18 protein-coding genes are annotated in these 22,262 nt (G+C 31.9%); 4 read left to right on the top strand and 14 right to left on the bottom strand.

What is annotated here, in order from left to right:
- Positions 1–76: 76 nt before the first annotated feature.
- Positions 77–340 (bottom strand): heterocycloanthracin/sonorensin family bacteriocin, encoded by a 264-nt coding sequence (locus tag J5Y03_RS15940; RefSeq protein ID WP_209406993.1) that lies wholly within the window; start codon positions 338–340, stop codon positions 77–79.
- 297 nt (positions 341–637) lie between these two features.
- On the opposite strand from J5Y03_RS15940, the gene J5Y03_RS15945 reads away from it, so the two are divergent.
- Positions 638–1,759, top strand: coding sequence for an RtcB family protein (locus J5Y03_RS15945; RefSeq protein WP_280850442.1), 1,122 nt, complete (start codon positions 638–640; stop codon positions 1,757–1,759).
- A gap of 259 nt (positions 1,760–2,018) precedes the next feature.
- On the opposite strand, the gene J5Y03_RS15950 is transcribed toward J5Y03_RS15945, so the two are convergent.
- The 4 genes from J5Y03_RS15950 to J5Y03_RS15965 form a co-directional block, all read right to left on the bottom strand.
- Complete coding sequence (locus tag J5Y03_RS15950) at positions 2,019–2,330, bottom strand: hypothetical protein (RefSeq protein WP_209406995.1); 312 nt, start codon at positions 2,328–2,330, stop codon at positions 2,019–2,021.
- Between the two features lie 19 nt (positions 2,331–2,349).
- A complete protein-coding gene (locus tag J5Y03_RS15955; protein WP_209406996.1) occupies positions 2,350–2,565 on the bottom strand; it encodes a hypothetical protein in 216 nt (71 codons plus the stop codon).
- A gap of 1,589 nt (positions 2,566–4,154) precedes the next feature.
- Positions 4,155–5,468, bottom strand: coding sequence for a hypothetical protein (locus J5Y03_RS15960; protein ID WP_209406997.1), 1,314 nt, complete (start codon positions 5,466–5,468; stop codon positions 4,155–4,157).
- A gap of 101 nt (positions 5,469–5,569) precedes the next feature.
- On the bottom strand, positions 5,570–6,157 hold the full coding sequence (locus J5Y03_RS15965; protein WP_209406998.1) for a hypothetical protein: 588 nt from the start codon (positions 6,155–6,157) through the stop codon (positions 5,570–5,572).
- A 948-nt stretch (positions 6,158–7,105) separates the two neighbouring features.
- On the opposite strand from J5Y03_RS15965, the gene J5Y03_RS15970 reads away from it, so the two are divergent.
- Positions 7,106–8,224, top strand: a complete 1,119-nt coding sequence (locus J5Y03_RS15970) for a tyrosine-type recombinase/integrase (RefSeq protein WP_209406999.1) — start codon at positions 7,106–7,108, stop codon at positions 8,222–8,224.
- 692 nt (positions 8,225–8,916) lie between these two features.
- Here the strand turns inward: J5Y03_RS15970 and J5Y03_RS15975 are convergent.
- The 3 genes from J5Y03_RS15975 to J5Y03_RS15985 all read right to left on the bottom strand — a co-directional run bounded on the left by J5Y03_RS15975 (position 8,917) and on the right by J5Y03_RS15985 (position 12,707).
- Entirely contained in the window at positions 8,917–10,158 is a 1,242-nt protein-coding gene (locus J5Y03_RS15975) for a chloride channel protein (protein ID WP_245208923.1), read from the bottom strand.
- A 337-nt stretch (positions 10,159–10,495) separates the two neighbouring features.
- Positions 10,496–11,344 (bottom strand): polysaccharide deacetylase family protein, encoded by an 849-nt coding sequence (locus J5Y03_RS15980; protein ID WP_209407000.1) that lies wholly within the window; start codon positions 11,342–11,344, stop codon positions 10,496–10,498.
- A complete protein-coding gene (locus J5Y03_RS15985; RefSeq protein ID WP_209407001.1) occupies positions 11,337–12,707 on the bottom strand; it encodes a glycosyltransferase in 1,371 nt (456 codons plus the stop codon). The genes J5Y03_RS15980 and J5Y03_RS15985 overlap by 8 nt, the downstream gene beginning before the upstream one ends.
- A 635-nt stretch (positions 12,708–13,342) precedes the next feature.
- Here J5Y03_RS15985 and J5Y03_RS15990 point away from each other — a divergent pair.
- A complete protein-coding gene (locus J5Y03_RS15990) occupies positions 13,343–14,788 on the top strand; it encodes a flavin monoamine oxidase family protein (protein WP_245208924.1) in 1,446 nt (481 codons plus the stop codon).
- 120 nt (positions 14,789–14,908) lie between these two features.
- Here the strand turns inward: J5Y03_RS15990 and J5Y03_RS15995 are convergent, their stop codons facing one another.
- From J5Y03_RS15995 to J5Y03_RS16020, 6 genes are all read right to left on the bottom strand, one after another.
- Positions 14,909–15,520 (bottom strand): alpha/beta hydrolase, encoded by a 612-nt coding sequence (locus tag J5Y03_RS15995; protein ID WP_209407002.1) that lies wholly within the window; start codon positions 15,518–15,520, stop codon positions 14,909–14,911.
- Positions 15,520–16,464 carry a ring-cleaving dioxygenase gene (locus tag J5Y03_RS16000; RefSeq protein WP_209407003.1) on the bottom strand — a complete coding sequence of 315 codons (945 nt, stop codon included), beginning with the start codon at positions 16,462–16,464 and terminating at the stop codon, positions 15,520–15,522. The genes J5Y03_RS15995 and J5Y03_RS16000 overlap by 1 nt, the downstream gene beginning before the upstream one ends.
- Positions 16,465–16,491: 27 nt before the next feature.
- The gene (locus J5Y03_RS16005) at positions 16,492–17,100 is read right to left on the bottom strand and encodes a flavin reductase family protein (protein ID WP_209407004.1); all 609 of its coding nucleotides are present in this window, start codon (positions 17,098–17,100) and stop codon (positions 16,492–16,494) included.
- A gap of 23 nt (positions 17,101–17,123) precedes the next feature.
- On the bottom strand, positions 17,124–18,062 hold the full coding sequence (locus J5Y03_RS16010; RefSeq protein WP_209407005.1) for a ring-cleaving dioxygenase: 939 nt from the start codon (positions 18,060–18,062) through the stop codon (positions 17,124–17,126).
- A gap of 42 nt (positions 18,063–18,104) precedes the next feature.
- Positions 18,105–19,082 carry a ring-cleaving dioxygenase gene (locus J5Y03_RS16015; protein ID WP_209407006.1) on the bottom strand — a complete coding sequence of 326 codons (978 nt, stop codon included), beginning with the start codon at positions 19,080–19,082 and terminating at the stop codon, positions 18,105–18,107.
- 948 nt (positions 19,083–20,030) lie between these two features.
- Positions 20,031–20,477, bottom strand: a complete 447-nt coding sequence (locus J5Y03_RS16020) for a hypothetical protein (RefSeq protein WP_209407007.1) — start codon at positions 20,475–20,477, stop codon at positions 20,031–20,033.
- A gap of 586 nt (positions 20,478–21,063) precedes the next feature.
- Here J5Y03_RS16020 and J5Y03_RS16025 point away from each other — a divergent pair.
- Positions 21,064–22,140: a helix-turn-helix transcriptional regulator gene (locus J5Y03_RS16025; RefSeq protein WP_209407008.1), complete on the top strand. Its 1,077-nt coding sequence runs from the start codon at positions 21,064–21,066 to the stop codon at positions 22,138–22,140.
- The last annotated feature ends 122 nt before the right edge of the window (positions 22,141–22,262 follow it).

The following is a 22,262-nucleotide window of genomic DNA, read 5'->3' on the forward strand; positions in this document are numbered from 1 at the left end:
TCTACACTCCTATCATAATGAGTGTATGACCTCGCTACTTGCCCTATAACGAAAAAGGGAGAAGATTTTCATTACATTAAATAAACCACCATGGCCAGATGCCAACGCAACTGCCACAACTGCCACAACCGCCACAACCGCCACAACCACCACAACCAGCACAACCAAAACAGCCAAAGCAACGACCAAAACCTCCGCAACGGCCAAAACCACCACACATACCACAACGGCGTGAATCATCATCAGCCCCAGTATAATAAGGCTGATTCAAGTACGTTACATTTCCAGTCTGATAGTCATAAAGATTTAATGATTGCAAATCTTGTTGAAATTGATTCATATTAATAACCTCCTTTAAAATTGATGCGCAACCCCAATAGCACACATCTACCAACAAAATATGAGCTCTTGTAAATAGATGAAACTTGTTTATACGCCTAATTTCATTATAGGCGGGAGTGATTAACTCCCCACAGTTTTATAAACGGTGGTTTATATTAAATCTGACGCAGAAACTCATTTCACTGAATAGACTATTGAGACCTTGGATTTGCTAGAATGCCCATCAACCTAAAGAGGAAGTCGCTAGTTTAGTATAGTTTTATGGTATAATTTAGAAAAAAAGTGAGGACACTTAATGCTTGAATACAAAGGAAAATGCAATAACGGAAAAATACTACTGAATGCAGTAGACACAAATGTGATAACACAATTAAAGACAATTTTAGATAATGAATGTTTTTCGAACTCCAATATCGTTGTCATGCCAGACTGCCATATGTCTAGTGGCGGGGCGATGGTCGGATTTACAATGACGTTAAATGATGTGATTATCCCATCGATTGTTGGAGTCGACATTGGGTGCGGTGTTAGTGCATATCATCTGGGGAGACTTAAATCGGTAAAAAGTGAAAAACTCGATAAATTTATCCGTAAGAATATCCCAATTGGTACGGATATTCACGATGAAGCGGTCACTGAAATAGCAGATGAAATAGCTGATGTGATAACAAGATTGGGATTAAATGCTGATTACGTTATGCGTAGCATGGGGTCACTTGGAGGCGGAAATCATTTTATTGAAGTGGACAAAGATGAAAACAATCATTACTGGCTTGTGATTCACACAGGTTCAAGGCATTTCGGGTTTGAAATTGCACAACATCACATGAAAATCGCAAAACAAAATACGAAAAGTTTATTTGGCGAAAGTTACAAAGGATTCGAGTACTTGTCTAAAACAGAAGACAAAGAAGCTTATTTATGTGATCTAAAGGTTGCACAGCAGTTTGCTGCATTAAACAGAGAGACAATCGCCAAAATTATTATAGAAAAATATTTCAAACTGGATTTTGATAATGTTAGAAAAATCGAATCCGTCCATAATTACATTGACTTGGAACAAAACATCTTACGAAAAGGTGCGATCTCAGCTCGTGAAGGCGAAGAAGTCATTATCCCGTTTAATATGGCATTTGGTTGTGCGATTGGAAAAGGAAAAAGCGGATTGTCTTACAATTATTCTGCCCCGCACGGAGCTGGACGAATCATGAGCAGGACGGACGCAGTGTACAAAGTGGATTTAGACATCTTCCAAAAATCAATGAAGGGTGTGTTTACAACTTCTGTCAACAAACACACACTAGATGAATCGCCAATGGTGTACAAAAAACCTAAGTTGATTCTTGAACACATTACGGACCTTGTTGACATCGAATTCTTTATGAAGCCAGTTTATAACTTAAAAGCCGACAAATAAAAGTAAAAAGAACTGGGGCCTAGTTCTTTTTTACTTTACATCTATATAATACACCTTACAATTCAACTGAAATATATTCCTATAAAGTGAAACTTCCATCAGTGGGGGGCTTCATCCCCACTGATGGTTAGTTGAACCATTCGGGCTTTTACGGGCAGTTATCTCCCATCTATCTTCCTTGTTTCTCTTTGAACTTAAGGTGGGGGTCTTACTGCCCGTTAATGCGGGATAAAACAAAAAAGGAAGCCATCACAGGCTTTCAATTTAATATATGCATTTCTCTAATATGCTGTTTTGTTTCTGCCGTTCCTAAATTATGTAGCATTCTATACACATCTTTTATATTGTTATCATATCGATCGTTAGGTTCATCTAAATGATAAGGCATCGAGATACCTAAAACTGTTCGAAAGCCTGAGACAAAATCATTATGATCCATGTTATTAAATAATTGCTTAAGTCTTTCAACATCATCTTGAGTTGCATCAATCTCTAATTCGTATGCAGCATCTCCTTGATTTATAGTAATTGTTTTAGCTTGGACTGAAACATAATATCTCGTTTTATCCATGTAAATCTCCTTTAAAATTCTATTGTAATATCATAACGATTAAGATGATTATGAGTGCTATAAAAAAGAAAGCGGTGTAAGCTATTAATGCAGGATTCCCAATAATCCTATGTTTATATGTAGTTTCACTTACATCATAATTAACTGCTTGTTTTTCTTTTTTATTTGCAAGCACAAATGTTAACACAAAGCCAATTATCCCAACAATTGCAATTATTATTAAATAGACCTTCATTAATTTTCTCCTTTAACATTGTCAACTACATACTTATTATTTGTTTTAATTCTGCTAGATATACTAAATCAACAAACATACTTCAATTAAAAATGTCTATGTATTAATGAAAGGTTAAGATCTTTTTAAGAACTGGTTTGCCCTTATTACTCTTGTTTTAATTGAAAATTATTACTCAATAAGAATCACAGGTATTATTAAGAAAGGAAACAATGTATGATTATTGCTACTCTATCCTCCCTACCTCCGCTGATTCTAACATATAAAGAAACTTCAGTTTATCCTCATGTATATTATATAAAATAGTAACCTGCATAATCATAACCAAGTTATTGTGCTGTGTCGATAAATTAAAGTGCAATGTTCAACTTCTAATTTTTTATTAAAAAATTACGTTTTAGGTACATTCTATAGTTATCACATGAGTTTCAATTTCTATTACATTTCCTGAAATTTAATAAACGCTCTACAATTATTAAAAAATATCTCCAAATTGAACTCTTTTCATTAAATGTTAATAAGCTTGTTTTTTGTTCGAATAATTTAACAAATCAACAAAATCTTAATATTATTATTTTCCTCAGAATTAGACCAATTTTATTGTTCGTATAAATCGTTATATGTAATGTAGTTTTATTGAGTTGCCATACCAAATCGAATGCTAAAGTTTGGGCAAGTAAATGATCTGTCGCTTGCTAACATTTTGCTGATATTTTCATTCTTTTAGTACATCTTTTAAAGGCTCATGTGTAAAGTTACTCATTTGTACATCTTTCCTTATAATAAATATAATTTTATCTATTCCAAGGCCTTTTTCCAGTTCTATCCATTATTTTTTCTGATATTAAAATCTATAATTTAATAAGTTTACCTGTTGAAATTTTAAAAATGCCTTTACAGAATAGAATAAGCTAATAATTGCCATTTCTATTCCAAAACATATTAATCTTTATGAAAATTGAATTACTTATTTTTTTTAGGTAATTTAAATTCCTCATTATGAGAATTTTTTTTATAATGATTTACAAGGAATCCTATAGTTTATTTATTAATCAATTGATAAATTGATTGATTAAGTAGAACCCTTAAATTAAAATGTTTTTCGTATCAGATGCATGATAATTCTAAATTCGAAATTATATATCCACTCCTTAATCACTAATTGTTATATGTGTGTATACGATGAATTTTTTTATATTACAAATTATTTATAATTGGCCTTCTTTATTACCTCTATGGAGGTATGAATCGATTTATATATTTTCATTCAATGTTTGTTTTTTCTCATTTTAAAAAAGTGGCTTATCATTAATCAAATGTTTATAAGAGTACGATCTCTTTACAAACTTTAGGTTATCTAGCAATTCATTATATATTACAACTCTATCATTTTTTAACATAATTCTTTCTAATTTATTATTATAGTAAAGTATGTTTAATAATTCTTTTTTGTCTCAAAGTATCGATAATACTCAACATTATTTATAGGCATCTATTGTTGAAGATTCTCCTATTCAAGGTGAGGCTTTAAAACAAAAAACTCACCTTAGATAATTACATCTAGGTGAGTTTTTAAATAAACTAATATTTTATTTTATAAAAGGAATTTGGGGTAACCCACACCATGGCGCAATAGTGTTATAGTGCTTAGCCAATTTTTTCATAAGTTGTATACCTTCATTTGTAGTATTAATGGATTTACTAATACTACTTTCTGCATTATTAATATTCTCAATAAGTTTTTGTAATTTTTGAACACCCTTTGATGACTTTAAGTTATTAGCATCAATTTCTGTTAATGCACTTTCTACATCACTTAATGATCTAATATCATTAGGCGAATTTAATTTATTCTTCAAGTCCCTAATAGTTTCAATTGTGTTATTTAATTCATTATGTATGTTATTCACATGATTTAAAGATGTTTCAACTGTAATTACGGGCGAGACATGAATAGCAGGTAAAGCTGGATTAATAAGTCCATTACTTATAATTTCCATAAATTTATCAATTTGTCCTTTTTGGTAAGTTAAAAGATCACTTTGAGTTTCAATACGTAATTGTGCAATTCTCAATTCACTTTTTAGTTCAAGTATTTGTGCTGGTGCATCAAAGTATTCCTCTGGTTTAATTTCACCTTTTACTATTAAATCGTATTCTTCTAAAGCTTTTTCAACAATATGTCTGTTGCCGTCTTCAGTTTCTACTATCATTTTAACAACTAAACCTTCTTGAATGATTTTAACTGTCGCTTGAGTTCCTGGGTACTTTTCCTTAAGTATCTTATGAAAATAACTTAGGACTCCTAATCCAGCTTGATAATATTCAGGAGGGAATTCTATACTTCTATTCATAATAATATTTGCGTTATGCCCTTCAATATTACTCGAAATATTAAAAATTTCAAATGGTGTTTCTTGTTCAGATATACCTAAAATTAGAAAGGGATAATCTAATGAAAGAGGGGATAATTCTTTAAGGATTGATAAGGTTCTTTCAAAATTAGCTAACATACGATTACGCAAACCTGAAGAATATATATTTACTTCTTTCATAGGTAAAATAAGAATCGGAATCTCACAGGTTTTATTTTTTATTGCTAGATTACTCATTCTAAACAACCATGAATTAATCACTTCTTGGTTGCTTCCGATTAATAATTTTACAGTTGTCATATTCTTTTTCTGTCCAATTAATGTCTTTGTATTATTATATGACCAATCCCCGTTATTTAAAAATAGTTCCCAAGAATTTCTGAATTCTCTTAAGGACTCATAATTACCTTGAAGTAACTGGAAATTTAAGTTTTCTATAGCACCAATTATATCGAAGTATTCTTCGGGATACTTTTCATTTAGCAATTCCCATGCCTCTAAGTAATTAATGGCTCCATTTAAAAACATACAATTTTCTCCTTTTTTTTAATAAGAATATTATATTTAATTATGAGATTATTCATTTTGTGAATAAATTTTTAAGATAAGTAATTATCCTTACTTCTTTACTAACTGTTTCGAAAGCTTGTTTGATGTCTCTGAAAAGCATCATCGTCTTGAAGCACTTTAAAGTATTCTATTTGCTTCTTTTCACTTAGAATATGGAATTCCAAGTTCTTTTCAGGCGACACTGGTGTTTTAGAAGAAATTATACTCCTAACCAAATATGTTAGTGGTTCCCCTATTGCTTGTTTAAAATTAAATCCTAATAGTTGAAGTATATTAAAAGTCTCTTTAGATAAAATCGGTTTGATCATATTAATAGCTACTTTAGCCTTTTGTGCTTCTTCCCCATCGCTATAATTAAGTATTTCATTCACCAATGGAACAATACTAGTTGTGATATATTCAATATCTTGATTGGACAATTTCTGTGTAATAAGTTGTTCGTCATATGCTTGGGCAATTTGGATCAATTGATTTTTTTCAGCAATAAGTTCAGTAATAATTTCTTCAAGATTACTAATCGCTTCATCTTTATTTTCCTTTGTCCTAGCTAGTTTTATTTTGTCAATGATTACCTGTACACTAGTTTTTCCTATAAGTTTAGTAAGATCAGTACTTAACTTTAGTAGTTCAGGATTTATATCTACCATATAAAAGCGCCTCCCTTATTTCTGTACTAGACTGTATTCGACAAAAAATATTATTTTCCTGCATTTGTGAAAAAAGTCACTGCTAATTGATATTAAATATTCATATATTCATTAAAATTCTTTACGGTCTGATTTAATGTCACCAATATATTTTATCCCAAGGAAAAATTAGTTTCTCATTCTTTTGACTAGTAGAATTAAAAATAAAATTTCATCTATTATATCATTAGTTATAATGGATTTTGCTAATCCTTCAACATCGCAACTTCAAGTCTATAATGTATAACATTCTTAACATTTGGTAGTGTCATAACTAATACTATGTAACTTCCACTATAATATCAGAGTCATCTCTTTAAAATCCATTGTCTCAATATCTATATCGACAAAATAATAGTTACTTTGAAAATCAAAATCTTTTTTTCGGATATTTATAATATATGAATTTGTTTATGACTTCCCAAATCTATATTCTAATTCGCATTTTTTATTCATTAATGAAAAAACGGCCTAAAATGATCTATATCTAAAAGGTTAGTTTTATAAGAATGGAACAAGTATTGAATTTCTAACGGACTAATGTCATTTATTATTACCATATTCTCTTCGTATTCCCTTATGAAAGCATTTCGCTACCATTAGCCACTGCCAGAGCTACTTAAACCTTAAATAAATAGCTCCTTAAACCTAACACATTAACATGCAGTTTATATGTTGGAATATATTGTTATTTCCAACAGGCTCTTTAACGAAATATACGACCAATGATATTGAAAAATAAAAATAAATGCGTTAGAATGCGTCTCTCAGACGTCGTATAAAAACCTTTTATTTCGCTCTTATCCTCTATTTAGAACAAACATTCTATGTTAAAATATAACTAAAGATAATTAGGTATTATCTTTACTTTACATAATATTATTATTGGGTGAAACTAGGAGACTACTAATGAATGATTTAACTATACTTAATCATTTGACGAGTGAGCAATATTTATCGCAACTGAAATATAAATTAGAAGATCGGCAGCTGCTTGATGAACATAGAAACCTTTCCCTCTCGGAAAGTTCCGAGCATGAGTTTTTAGAATTATTTTTTTTAGTAAAAATATTTACATCAAATAAGCAACTCTCCCCTCACACGATCAAAGCGTACCGTACAGATTCCAAGACTTTGCTTCTATTTTTAATAGAGCACTCTCTTTCTTTTCGAGATATAGGCTTTCCAGAAGTCAAAGCATATAATAAATATATTAATGAAAAATATGCAGCTAAATCGGCTGTAAGAAAATTGGAGTTTTTTCGAAGACTATTAGACTTTGGTTATGAAACGCAATTTTACAAAGCACATCTTTCCACTTGGATCTCTAAACCAACATTAAAAAAAGGACACTATATAATAGAAGAAACTCGTCAAAACGATGCACAAACTCGTGTCCAAGTCAGAGAATTGAATCAGAGAGATGCAGAATATCTAATCTCCTTCTTTCCAAAAGTTGTGAAAGCAAACAGAAATCGTGAACAATTAGAAAAACGTAATTTATTGATAGGCTATCTACTGTACACCACAGGTCTTCGTGCAAGTGAACTAGTAAATTTGAATTGGGGAAGTTTCCGATATAATCGTCAAGGTCATATTTACGCGGATGTAATTGGTAAAGGGAAAAAGCCACGAACCATTCCTATGAGAGAAGAAACTATAGAGTTGCTATTCGATTACCGAAAAAGCCTTGGAGAGTCAATTGATATAAATCCATATGATTCAAGCCCGGTGTTCTTCGCTCTATATAACAAGAAAGAACTGGGCGAAAATAAGAAACGGTTATCCTATCCAAGCCTTTATAAGATTGTAAAGGAAGCTGTTCATTTGGCTGGAAAACATTCAAAAATCTCTCCACACTGGTTTCGACATACTTTTGTTACCATGTTGCTTGAAAATGATGTTCCACTTGCTATCGTAAAGGACTGGGCAGGACATTCGGATATTTCAACTACTAATATCTATTTAGAACGTGTGAATCAGGATAATACTCATGTTCATTTAAATAAGGTGAATCTGTTTAGATAAATATTAATTTTTAATATGAGGAGTTCTTAATTCTAGTGATAAAGTAAGTAAAATAATGTGATCTATATTGTGAATATCAAGAGTATTTAAAGATTAAAGATTGAGTAAAATCACATTAAATACAAAGAGCGATTTCGACCTTCTTTTAGCAGAAGTGAAACCGCTCTTTTCTCTATTTTTCTCTTATTAACTTATCTATTTGTCAAACGAATTAATTATTATTAAGCTTCTTTTTATATAAAACTAGTTGAATGTATACCTTATACATCTAGCCATTCAGAATATGTGAGTATGTTTAAGTTATCTTGATTACTATCAACATAATTAACAATCGATTGTATCGTTTGAATTGCCTTATCAATTTGTTCTTTCTCCCATCCGCATATGTTGAAGCAAGAAGTTGATCTTTCATATTTTTAGATTGTTAGATTGTATTCCAAAGCTAAAAATTATTGGGAAAGGAAACAAGGAGCAATTATTACCACTCCAAGCTTTCCCAGCTGATCCTTTAATACAAAGAAACATTAATACCTTTTAAAGTTCTATAATTACTTGTTGGTTTTTGTTTTATCATGAATTGCTTTATCTAAATTTCATATTCATTATACAAACAATCCCTCCCTTAATTCCATTGTAAGGCGGGATTGTCCATATGTACTGTGTTGTTATTAATAGAAACTTTTTTAATTCAGCTATTCTGCTTTTGCGACAGAATCATTATTTATCCGCATATGCTTAGGGACTGGAAATGCACTACCAATGAAGGCTACACCAAGCATTGGTAATAATAAATTAATTGGGAAGAACATCAGTAATAATACTGTAGCGGCGATTTGATTCTGTAATACGTAGCTTAAAATAGCTGTCGTCACGAGAGCTACACAAGCTGTTGGATCCAGCGGAACGACAGTAGCGATGGCATATCCGATACTTGTACCAGCAAATATAATCGGAAAAAGATGTCCACCACGCCATCCAGTGGTTAAACAAATTGCCGTTGTACATAATTTTAAAATACCCACAATAAGTAGCAGCCAAAATGATATTTTTGCCCATTCATGCACTAATTCTGGTAATTCGTGAGCTCCTGAAAACATTGTATATGGGAATAAAGTTCCTAAAATTCCTAAAAGAATACCACCTATAATACCTAATGTCAGTTTATATTCTTTAAAACGATGCATCACTTTTTCCAATACATGTTCTATTTTGACATAAAAATACCCTAATCCAGCACCTATGCAAGCAAGTGGGAGCAAGGCAATCCATTCATTGAGGGTAAAAGTCCCTTTCGTGAAATTAACAATAAAGGATCCACGATTATCTACCTTACTAAGCCATATAAAAATTAGAAAACTAGTAAAAGTAGTTGCTAGATATAAAATAGTCTTATTTCTTTTAGAAATTTCATTAACTTGGTCGTTTTCATTTTCACTTGGGGCTAAGTAACCGAATAGTGGTGCATTAAAAATAACACTTAAAGTAGCGCCTATCCCGGCTTCTGTTAATTCTCGAACTCCTTTGAAAGTAAATGTAAAGCGATCCCCAATCCAAGTACAAAGTCCACCTATAATCCCAACTAGTGCTGCCTCCGGTCCTAGGCTTGCGCCAAATATTAAAGCGATGATAGCTGTTAACGTAGAGTGATGCACAAAACGGTACTCAACCCTACCTGTCTCCTTATATTCAGACATTATTTCTGGCATTAAACGCGGGTAGGTACCTAAGTACTTCTGTGCAAGTCCGATTAGAACACCACCAATTGTTGTTACACAAATTGTGTAATAAGATGGTGATGCCAACTCTTCAGGTAGATAATGCCAAACGAACCAAATCCCAATATTCACTATAGATAAAAATAACCAGGCCGTAGCACCAACTATAGAACCTAGAAACATACCGTACATGATAAATAAATAGTGCCTGCCACTCATAATAGTCACTCCTTCATATTCTATTATAAAAAAATTAGAGATTCTGATACGAAAATAATTTGATAAACAATCTTTTCTTTATACTACCCAATAAAGACAAACAAAAAAATGATGCACGTTGTGCTAAAGTAACTTAGGAATAATTTTATTCAAATAACCTATCAATTCATTTTTATCCTTAGAAATAGGTTTTCATAAGTTTAAAGCAAAAACAAAAAGCGATTTCGACCTACCTAAAACAGAGGTGAAATCGCTCTTTGCTTAATTTTTCTCTAATTTACTTATTTATTTATCAAACGAATTAATTATTACTAATCTTCTTTTATATATAACAAAATCAATGTATACCCTTTATATCTAGCCATTCAGAATATGTTAGAATGTTTAATTGATCTTTCTTACTATCAACATAATTAACAATCTCTTTAAATTTTGCAGGATCAAAGTTCATTTGTGCTGCATCGGCTTCTTTATCAAAGCGATGATTAGTAAATACGATCGTTTGTTTCGTTTGAATTGCCATATCAATCTGTTCTTTCACCCATTCCACATTTGTAGAAGGAAGTAAGTTGATTGTTGGAACTTCATATTTTTTTAGATTATTAGATTGTATTCCATCGATTACAGTGCGAGCACTACGATAATGTTCTTCCTGCAAAATATTCAATGTATCCTGATTATAAGAACCATATGGATAAACAGCAATATCACTTGCTCTTTTATAGCAATGATTATTTAGCCATGTACGTCCTTGACTCAATTCTTTCTTTTGCTTCTGTTTTGATAAATGTGCTAAATGATGATGTGAATACGTATGATTCATTAAATCCCAACCAGATGAATACAATGTATTTAATTGACTTAAGGACATATATCCTGATGTTCCTACTTTTGTTGGAATTACTGCGATACTACCTTTCATTCCTTTCTCTTTTAAGATAGGAAAAGCCTTAGTATATTGAGTATCCCAGCCATCGTCCATTGTAAAAATAATGTTAGCTTTATTTTGTTTTTTCTTCATATCTTGTAGATTTCTATCAGGTATCGGTCCGCACTTGATCTTCTGATCTAATTCATTATCTTGATTTACCTCTGTTAAATAAGATTCACTACTTTTCATAAATGGATATGCTATCGTGAACAATGAAATAAGAATAGCATATACAATAACTAGCTTTTTATCCAACCTTTACCATTCCTTTATCCTTCTCTAATTCATAAATACGACCAGTTCTAGCTACTTTATTCCAGTCATTGCGATTCACAAAATATGCCATTGTTCCGTACAGTACAATAAATAGCGTTACAAAACGAAATACAAATAAATCTAATACAATCGTAACTGCCAATCGTATTTTTTCTTTTCCTTTGAAACGAACTCCATAGTAACGAGCAAGAATCACAGCAAACATACTGTAAATCAAATTAAATAAGACTGCACCTAACAGATAGAATATAATTAGATTCCTTGCTTCATCTATATTTGTAATAAGCATATTTCCTAAATTAAATAACGAAATATAAATAGCAATTGTACCTACGACGAATGAATCTATTAGAAAAAAGAAAGAAACAGTTCTAAAAGGAAACGTCTTTATAAGCATAGGGAAATAATGAACTATACAATCAATAAATGCTTTTTGCCAACGAACTCGCTGTTTAAATAAGTCCCTCCATGTTTCGGGACATTCTGTATAACAAACTGCTTCTGGAACAAAGACCATTTTCTTACCACGATTTTTTAATATATATTGCTGAAATTTTAATGTAATGTCGATATCTTCACCAAGAGTCTTCCGATATCCCCCAACTTGGAATAAAATTTCTTTATTAAATATCCCAAATGCACCAGAGATAACAGAAAGAGCATCCAATTTTGCAAGAGAAATTCTATTAATATAAAAACCCTTTATGAAATCAAATATTTGAAATCTAACAACATGATTCACCAATAAAGTATGATAAACTTTATTTTTATTAAAAGAAACACCTTGAAGGGCGTGCACCATTCCTCCTGCTGCAATAACATTATCATCTTGAAATACCTTGTTTAATTGTTGCAGAGCATTATCAGCAAGGATACTATCTGCATCCAATGTAACCACTAATTCATTTTTTGCATATTCGATCCCTGCATTTAACGCATCATCTTTTCCGCCATTTTCTTTGTCAATTACATATACATTTGGATACAAGCTAGATTTATAAAAGTGTTTGATATTCTTATATCTTAGTTCCTTTGCTACTTTTCGTTCTTCCGGTATAAGTCGAAGGTGATTATGTAATTTCTTCAATGTTCCATCCTGTGAACCATCATTTATATAAATGACTTCTTTTGCGAGGTAATCAATTCTTTCCATCCCTTTTATAGCCGTTTCGATTATGCTTTCCTCGTTATAGCATGGAATAAGGATGCTCATAGTTTTATATTCTAGTACTTTGTGTTGACCCGGTTTCTTCCGATTTAAAAAAATTGGAAGAGCATTAAACATATGAAGTAGCGGAAAAGCTGTACATAAAAACAATAGTAGTATTGTTATAAATTGCATAATAAATACCCTCCCTTAATATTAATTTTTTTTATTTGTGTATAATAAAATTCTCTTTATGTTTAATAAATTTTATCTATTTAAGTATGAAAGTACATTGTTATGTTGTTAACAATGGTCTATTTCAGATGATAATAAGGAGATATTTAACACATTTTCATTTAATGATACAAAATTAAAATTATATTAATGTTATATTAATATTTCATTTCCTTTAAAAAATGTTTCATTAGCAATACTATTATCTGGTTATTTAAAACTCCTGAATTTTATAAAAATTAAAATCCTTAATAATTAAGGATTACCAAGGATTTGTTGATCTGATTCCAACTGGATTTGAAATTAAACTAAATTTTTACTACACAATCTATGCTGAGGCTCTACTTCTAAAAGAACACTAGTTTAGCTCCTATTAAAATAATAGAAATCGAATTTATAAAATAACTGGATTTAACAACAAGTCCAAAAATAACGGATGTTAAAAAGAATAAATTAACAAACTATTAGGTTGATTAGAAAGTTAGTATTACTAAAGAATCTAGACATTTTCATATTCTAACTCCCTTTCTTTTATACATTTGCTTACTTGTAGGTGAATAAAATGAAATATACGATTTTTTATAAGGAGCTGAAAGATGTCAAATTATCCATTAACCACTGAACAAATGCTTTCCGTTATCAGATACGGCCTTAACAAAACTCAATTTCCAAAGAAAATAATTGTTATTGGTGCAGGAATGGCAGGACTGACCACAGCTTCATTATTAAAAGATGCAGGGCACAATGTTACAATCCTTGAAGCAAATGAAAGAATAGGAGGTCGCGTTTATACGTTGCGATCCCCTTTTAGTACGGGGCTATATTTAAACGCAGGTCCCTTACGAATACCTAATATTCATCATTTGACTTTAGAGTATATTAGAAAATTTAAACTACCAATAAATGAGTTTATTAACACCACTCCTAGAGATATTATTTATGCAAATGGAGTCAAAACAAATTTTACTACTTATAAAAGTAATCCAAACATACTAAACTATCCGGTTAAGCCAAACGAAATTGGTAAAACCTCTGAAGAGCTGTTGGATTTTGCAATGCAGCCAATAATAAATTTTATTAACCAAGATCCAATGAGAAATTGGTATGTAATAGAAAATAAATATAAGAATCTTTCGTTTGCTTCTTTCTTAAAAACTTACTTTTCAAACGAAGCAATTGATATGATTGGTGTACTCCTTGGTTTGAAATCATTTATGGAAATGTCCTTTCTTGAAGTTTTAAGAGAACAAATAACTTTTAAATCAACAGCACATTTTTATGAAATAACGGGTGGCATGGATCTCCTACCAAATGGATTCCTGCCTCAATTAAAAGAAAATATAATGTTCCTTCAAAAGATGACGAAAATTATTCAAAATAAAAATAATGTAATAGTCCAGTCTATTAATCATCAAACCTCAGCGCATTCCACTTTAACCGCAGATTTAGTCATTATAACGATTCCCTTTTCTCTTTTAAGATTTGTGGAAATTGAACCTTACCATTCGATTTCTTACTACAAACTAAAGGCGATTCGAGAACTCAACTACGTTTCGGCAACAAAAATTGGAATAGAGTTTAAATCTAGATTTTGGGAAAAGGAAGGTCAATATGGGGGTCAATCTATAACTGACTTGCCAATCCGATTTACGTTTTATCCAAGTCAAGGAATTAATACATATGGACCAGCTGTAGTTAAAGCAAGTTATACTTGGGGAGACGAAGCTCTAACTTGGAGTAGTATAACTGATGAAGAACGTATTCAGTATGCTTTAGAGAACTTGTCAAAAATATGGGGAGCTAAAGTTTATTCTGAATTCCTATCCGGAACGTCTTATAACTGGAGTCAAAATCCGTATTCATGTGGGGCTTTTTCATTTTTTAAACCAGGTCAAGAGGAAGAGATTTATCCTTATATTGCTTCTCCTGAAGGAAGAATCCATTTTGCTGGGGAGCACACTACTCTTACTCACGGCTGGATGCAAGGGGCCATAGAATCTGGTATAAGAGTTGCATATGAGGTGAATAATTTACCGACATAAATACAGATAAATTACAATAAAAAAAAACAAAACGCAAGAATGGTGGTTAACAGCATTCTTGCGTTTTTGTTTAAGTATTTTTTGGTCAAAATGGACTTTTGAGATAGCCCTAACTGCCAACTAGATTGAAGTATTTTTGTTATACCAGTTTGCCGCAGCCTTGACTTCTTGCATGACTAATTGATGACCCCTACTCTCCCAATGCAGTTCTACATTCGCATTGGCCTTTTCTAATAGGGATTTTAATTCATCCGTTTCCATTGGCGAGCAAATTGGATCATCCGTTCCAGCTGCAATAAACACTAACTTATTTGATAAGTCTGGAAGCTCAATTCCTCTTCTAGGTACCATAGGATGATGAAGAATAGCACCTTTTAATGCGTTTTGATAGTGGAATAATAAACTGGCAGCTATATTCGCTCCATTAGAGTATCCAATAGCTATTATATTATCTCGGTCGAATTCATACTTTACTGAAGCATCATTAAGAAACTCATTTAATTCTTTTGTTCGGAAAATAAGATCTTCTTCATCAAATACTCCTTCAGCCAATCTTCGAAAGAATCGTGGCATTCCATTTTCTAATACGTTTCCTCGAACACTTAATACGTTAGCTTCATCATCAACTATTCCTGCTAATGGTAATAAGTCTAATTCATTACCTCCCGTACCATGAAGCAATAATAGTGTTGGTTTTGACGGGTCTTGCCCTTTATTAAAAAGATGTTTCATTATTTATCCCCCTCTAGAATACGAACCTCCACGCGAGGTAAGCTTTCTTCTAATTCTTCTCTTTTTGACTCTAACCAAGAAGGTAACATAAGTTTTTTTCCAAGGTCTTCGGCAGACTCATCAATCGTAAATCCCGGTGGATCTGTTGCGATTTCAAAGAGTATGCCCCCTTCTTCATGAAAGTAAATGGCTTTGAAATAATTTCGCTCCCGAACTTCTGTTGGATAATATCCTTTTTCAATAAGCAGTGTTCTCCATTTAAGGAGTTCCTCTTCATCCTTTGCTCTCCATGCTATATGGTGAACCGTTCCGACTCCCATCAGCCCTCGTATTGAAGGGGATAAGTGAATATCAACAGTGTTGCCAATGTCTCCAACAGATTTAAATCTTAAAAATTCATTTTCTTGCCCGATACATTCAAATCCTAATATATTTTCTAGAACATCTGTTGTCTTAAATGTTTGTGCTGAATATAGCACTACTCCGCCAAATCCTTTAATGGCATTTTCTGATTGAACTCCACCAAAAGACCAAGTATTCATAGGTCCTTCATCTCGTTCAATCAGTTCTAGTTGTAGTCCGTCAGGATCGTTAAATCTTATATATTTTTCACCAAAGCGAGTGTTTGAAGTAATCTCAACTCCGAATTTTTGCAATCGATTCTCCCAAAATGAAGCTGACCCATTCGGAATAACAAAGCTAATCACGCCAACTTGACCTGTTCCAATCCGACCTTCACCTTGTTTAGCCCATGGAAAAAAAGTAATGACAGTACCTGGATTACCCTTTTCATTGCCGAAATAAAGGTGATAAACTTCTGGTCGATCAAAATTAATCGTTTTTTTAACAAGTCTTAACCCAAGTACACCTGCATAAAAGTCTATATTTCTTTGAGCATCTCTTACCATTGCTGTGATATGATGGATTCCCATTGTCTTTAGCATCTTATCCTCTCCATTTCAAAATGGAATTTAAATTGGTCTATTGATTTCAAATATTTCACCGATTTTTGCGTAATTATTTCCAGCTAACCGACTTACAGCAGCCAATTCCCTTGGATCGATTCTTCCACTTTCATAAATTTCATTTTCAATATGAAACTGTTCAACTTTACCTATAATCAAATCACAAGTTGGAGAGGCCGAGCCTCCCAATTCTATGGAATGCTCTAAGGAACATTCCATTCTGATTTTTGCTTCTTTAACCCCTGGTACTGAAATTTTCATGCTTGTTACTTGAGTTAAATTTACCAATTCAACCTCACTCTCTTCAGGAGGAAGGTTTGCGGCTGTTTTATTTATTTTTTCGACATTTTGCTCGTCAACGATATGAACAACAAACTCTTTTGATTCCATTATGTTTCTTGCTGTATCCTTTTGTTTCCCTGACGACCGTTGGATTGCCAAAGAAATCATTGGAGGATCTGATGAAACAATATTAAAATAGCTAAATGGTGCCCCGTTTAATACGCCGTCTTTTGAAATTGTTGTGACAAAAGCTATCGGCCTAGGTATAATGCTACCGATAAGTAATTTATAATTTTCTCTTTCAGACAATGATCCTGGATCGATCGAAATCATGCTAATCATTCCTTTTCATATAATCAGTCAAGTTCTCTTACTTGAATCGGTAGCAAAACTTTCTCAATTTGTGCTCTACGAGGTTCATACTGTGATGGTAGCTTCAAGTTTTTACCCATTTTTTCTTGTGATTCATCATGCGCAAATCCTGGAGGGTCAGTCGCTATTTCAAATAGAATTTCTCCGTGTTCTCTAAAGTAAATGGCATTAAAATAATTTCTGTCTTTTACAGGAGTGACACCATATCCATTTGCTTTAACGTACTTTTGCCAATCTAATTGATCTTTGTCATCAATAGCACGCCATGCAATGTGGTGTACTGTTCCAACACCCATTTGCCCACGTCCAATAGGTGTTAATTTTAAGTCAATTACATTTCCAATATCTGCAGTAGAACGATAACGAGCAAAATCTCCTTCTTTTCCGACTAGTTCAAGTCCCATTACCTTTTCTAACAATTCAGCTGTTTGGTTAGGCTCTGTTGATAATAAAGTTGCTCCACCAAAACCTTTGATAGCAACTTCAGATGTTACCTCACCAAATGTCCAATTATTGATTTCTCCTTCTTCTCTTTCTACAATTTCCAAATGAAGACCGTGTGGATCATCGAATTCCAAATACTGTTCTCCAAAGCGTTCCATGATTGTATAAGGAACCCTGAATTTTTCTAATCTTTTTTTCCAAAATTCCATTGCCCCTTTTGGAACAACATATGAGGTAACTCCTACTTGGCCATCTCCGATTCTTCCTTTATACGCTTTTGGCCATGGAAAGAAAGTAATGATTGTTCCAGGTTTCCCACCTTCATCACCAAAATACAAATGATAAGTTCCTGGATCATCAAAATTGACTGTTTGTTTTACTAAACGTAAACCTAAAACTCCGGCATAAAAGTCTACATTTTCCTGTGGATTACCTACAATTGCTGTAATATGGTGAATACCTAGTATTTTTTTGCTCATTTTTCAAAACTCCCTTCTTTAATTTAATATATCAACTTTGTTTTATTCTTTAACAAATTCTTTTATGCTTCTAACCGTATCAATATGTCGAACCATTTTTTCAATTTTTTCACGTTGTGGTTCTAAAAAAGGAGGTAATGATAATTTTTCTCCTAGAGTTTCATATGGCTCGTCACCCATAAATCCAGGACCATCAGTTGCAAATTCAAATAAAATTTGAGGGGATACTCTTGCATATAATGATTCAAAGAAATGACGATCTACATATCCAGAGTTCGGTAATTGGAATGAATCTAAGCGCTCAATCCATTGCTTTAATACTGAAGTATCTTCAACACGGAATGCTGCATGATGTACTGTACCAAATCCTTGTTGTGCCTGTGGCAAAATTGTGTTGTACTCTACAATTATTTGCGCTCCATTTCCACCTTCACCAACTTCAAATAAATGGAAAGATTCTTCTTTATCAATTTCTTTAAATAAAAGTACTTTTTCAAGAATTATTTTAAAGTATTCTAAATTCGCTACACGTACAAATACAGGTCCTAGGCCAGTAATTGCGTGTTCTAAAGGAATAGGTCCTTTTTGCCAAGGAGTTCCAGAAGCAATACCTTGATTATTTTCATCTGAAATTAATTGGTATTGTTGGTCATCAAAATCAACAAAAGATAATGTCTTTTTATCGAATTGTGTTTTTATTCCAGTGTGTTTTACATTTAATCGATCAAAACGTGTCTCCCAATAGTCTAATGATGCATCTGTAGGTACTCGGAAAGATGTTTTTGAAATTTCATTTGTTCCATGTACTCCTTTTGGGATACCAGGGAAATCGAAGAATGTCATATCAGTTCCTGCACTACCCTTATCATCTGCGAAAAATAAATGATATGTTTGAATATCATCTTGGTTTACAGTTTTCTTTACTAGACGCATACCTAATACATTTGTAAAAAATTCATAATTCTTTTCTGCACTACTTGTTATTGCTGTTACGTGATGAATACCCTTTAATCCGTTCATTTTAATTCCTCCATTTGAAACTTTATTCTTATTTTTTATCCAGTCTATTTTGGCTAATAAACACTCTTTGAATACTTTTTATTTAATATTATTTAATTACATTAAAATTAAAAATTAGTCTATTTCGAACTCAAAATATCTCGAATTCGAGATAAATATATCATGGAAAACTTTATCAGTCAAACAATAGTTTTTATTTCTTTTTATCATTTCTAAATATTGATTTAACATATGCTTATTGAACTAATTTATATGTTAGTTGAATTGTAAGCTTAAAATATTGTTTAATTATGATATAGCTAATTAAAATACATTTAATGTAAAAAATTGCTTATTTTTTCTATTTTTTATTTTGAAATCAAAATATCTAATTCAGCTAATTAAAAACCAATAAATTCAGAATGATCCAGTTCTTGTTCAAAGCTCGATAAACGTCTAAAATAGAAAGAGGATTTTAATCCAACAACACCTTATCAAAAGTGATATCCAGACGTATCAACGTTAACATAGTGAAAGAGCCACTTATATTTATCAACTATTATTGAGGGTTTTAACAATGAGGTAATAAGTGCGGTTATTAGTGACTGTCCCTACTTAAAAATAGCATAGGATAAGGTGGATCAAGCAGCATTAGAAAAGAGAAAAATTGATGAAATCATTTTACATTCATAACAAGGAGAACTCTACACATTAACTAAATTTCAGTCTTACATAAAGAAAAAGAACATTATCCAAAGCATGTTCATAAGGAAGTGTGCTACGATAATGTTCAAGTCGAATCATTTTTCTCACATTTGAAGGAATAAACCCTCTTCTCTCAAGATTACGAAGCGACTAACTCAAAAATCATTGAGGCTGTGGAAGAATACATATTTTATAACATTGAAAGAATTCATAAATGATTTAAACAACAAGGCAAGAAAAAACGGGTGTTGAAAAGGCCAATGATTACTCGTACCGCTTACCTTGGTAGATTACAAAACCTATAGGATGGTGGGTAAAATGTAAAACTGCATCACCAGGATTACCAACAGAAGGATATGCATGGTTTACATCAATGTATTCGCCCTGCATTTCAATAGGTTGTCCCTCCTCAAGTCTATCAATGCGATCAGAAAGACCCATGCTATCTCCATAGCGAACCGCACAAAAAATTTCAGTTGAAACCATCGAAGCGTCACCACCAGTAACAGATATGACCTCAACATGATTAATAAGGAAATGCATATGACTAGTACCTTGCTGGTCTGTTACGTCCTGTTCGACTAGCTTAATTACTGCTGTTAGGTGAACAACAGGACCATGAAGAGAAAGAGGATGGTTTTGCTCTGATAATGGATTTGTAGTCAAAGTATGACCAAAAAACGGATGTTTCAAATTATTCCAATTCAACATAATATCTCTCCCTTTCTAAATGTCCAAAATTGTAAGCATAGTGCGAAATGTGTAACACGTATTTACTCAGCCCTACCATTTATTGGATTTTGTTGAAATGCCAATAACAGAAACAAGACTTCAATTTTCCTGTACTGTCCACATAAAATATTCTTATGGATTTTAAGTGGATTAATTTAATTTTATCATTTCATGTAACTAATTAAATCGATTGAAAGTCACGATTTTTTTTGAATTGTATGAGCTTATATCAATCATCTGTAACATAAAGGTTTCTAAAATAGATTTTGGTTCGTATTGAAACGTGCGGAAATACTGAAAGTACCTTCCCCATTACTTCTTTAAATTTTAATAAATTTTGGAAAATACTTTCTTTAATGCTTTACCTTCTAATCTATGTTTATACTCCATCACTGGACTGTCCAAATAACGAAAGGATTTCAGGAACCTTAAGAAGAATTTTTTATTTAACAATCAAATAGCTTTAAATAATTTGGAATTTTATGAAGGCTTATTTTATAAATCACAAGAAATATCAAAAAAGAGTAATTGATACCTCTTAAAATATTATTTAGGAGTGAGAAAAATGAATGAACATATCCAGCTTATAATTGATTGGATTGAAGACAACTTAAAATATGAATTTTCATTAGATAAACTATCTAATTACATAGGATATTCCCCTTATTATTGTTCTTTTAAATTTCAACAAGTAACAGGTATAAGTATTAGGCGCTATATTCTGCTTAGAAGATTGTATTTATCTACGGAAGATTTGGCAAATGATAAAAAGATAATTGACATTGCCTTTGATTACAATTATTCCTCCCAAGAAGCATATAGTAGAGCTTTTAAATCTGTTTTTGGTATAAATCCAAGACAATTTCAACTTAACAAGATGCCTGTTCAATCATTTGTTAAACTCACTATCTATAAAGACGAGGAGTGGCGTAGAATGAATATTTCTAGAAAAATTGAGGTTGAAAAGTTACAAAATGAGAATAGCGAGTTGTTTGACAAATACGTACTCAACATATTGAATGGTCAAGTTATGTATGAAGAGTTTAAAGATAAAAAACTAATGGGAGATTCTGATTATGCTCCATTTAATGAAGCGATGTGTATTAACGAGACTACTAAACAAATTTTTGATAATGAGTTTATAGAAACTCGAGCATCAGGACATCAAGATTCAGTAGAAAATTACATCAAAAAGGTTATTGATCCATTAGACAATCTTTTTAATAAAAAGTATAAATGTATCGTGTTATGGTTTGGTGAAGATATGTTTTGTCAAATGAACCTACTCACAATACTTTCCTATCTTGAACAGTCCGGGTATGATGGCAAAGTATTCTTAAATAGCTTCAGAGAAGATGATTTTAAAGTAAGTCAAACAGAACTTAAATTTGGTAACTATTATTCTGTATATAATGAAGTATTGGTAAATCATGAAAAACCATCAAATGAACTACTGCCAGTAATGTATCAGGCAATAGATATATATTTAGATATGCTAAAAGAAAATAATGCAGTAGTAAAATATATTTCCAAAAATAAAGATTTACCAACACCAGAATTAGTTAAAAGGTTATTTGCTCTTTTCCCAACAATAGGATATGGCGATTCACAATATATCGAGCTTATTAATAAAACTAGATAAAAAATAGGTCTGCCCCGACTGCCTTTGCATTTAGAATATAGTATATAAATGATAGAAAGTGGAAATAGGAATAAGATTGAGACCAAAGTAAAAACTTGTTCTACATCAAAAATTAAGCAACA

It is taken from the genome of Gottfriedia endophytica (assembly GCF_017814275.1).
Taxonomy (GTDB): Bacteria; Bacillota; Bacilli; order Bacillales; family Bacillaceae_G; genus Gottfriedia; species Gottfriedia endophytica.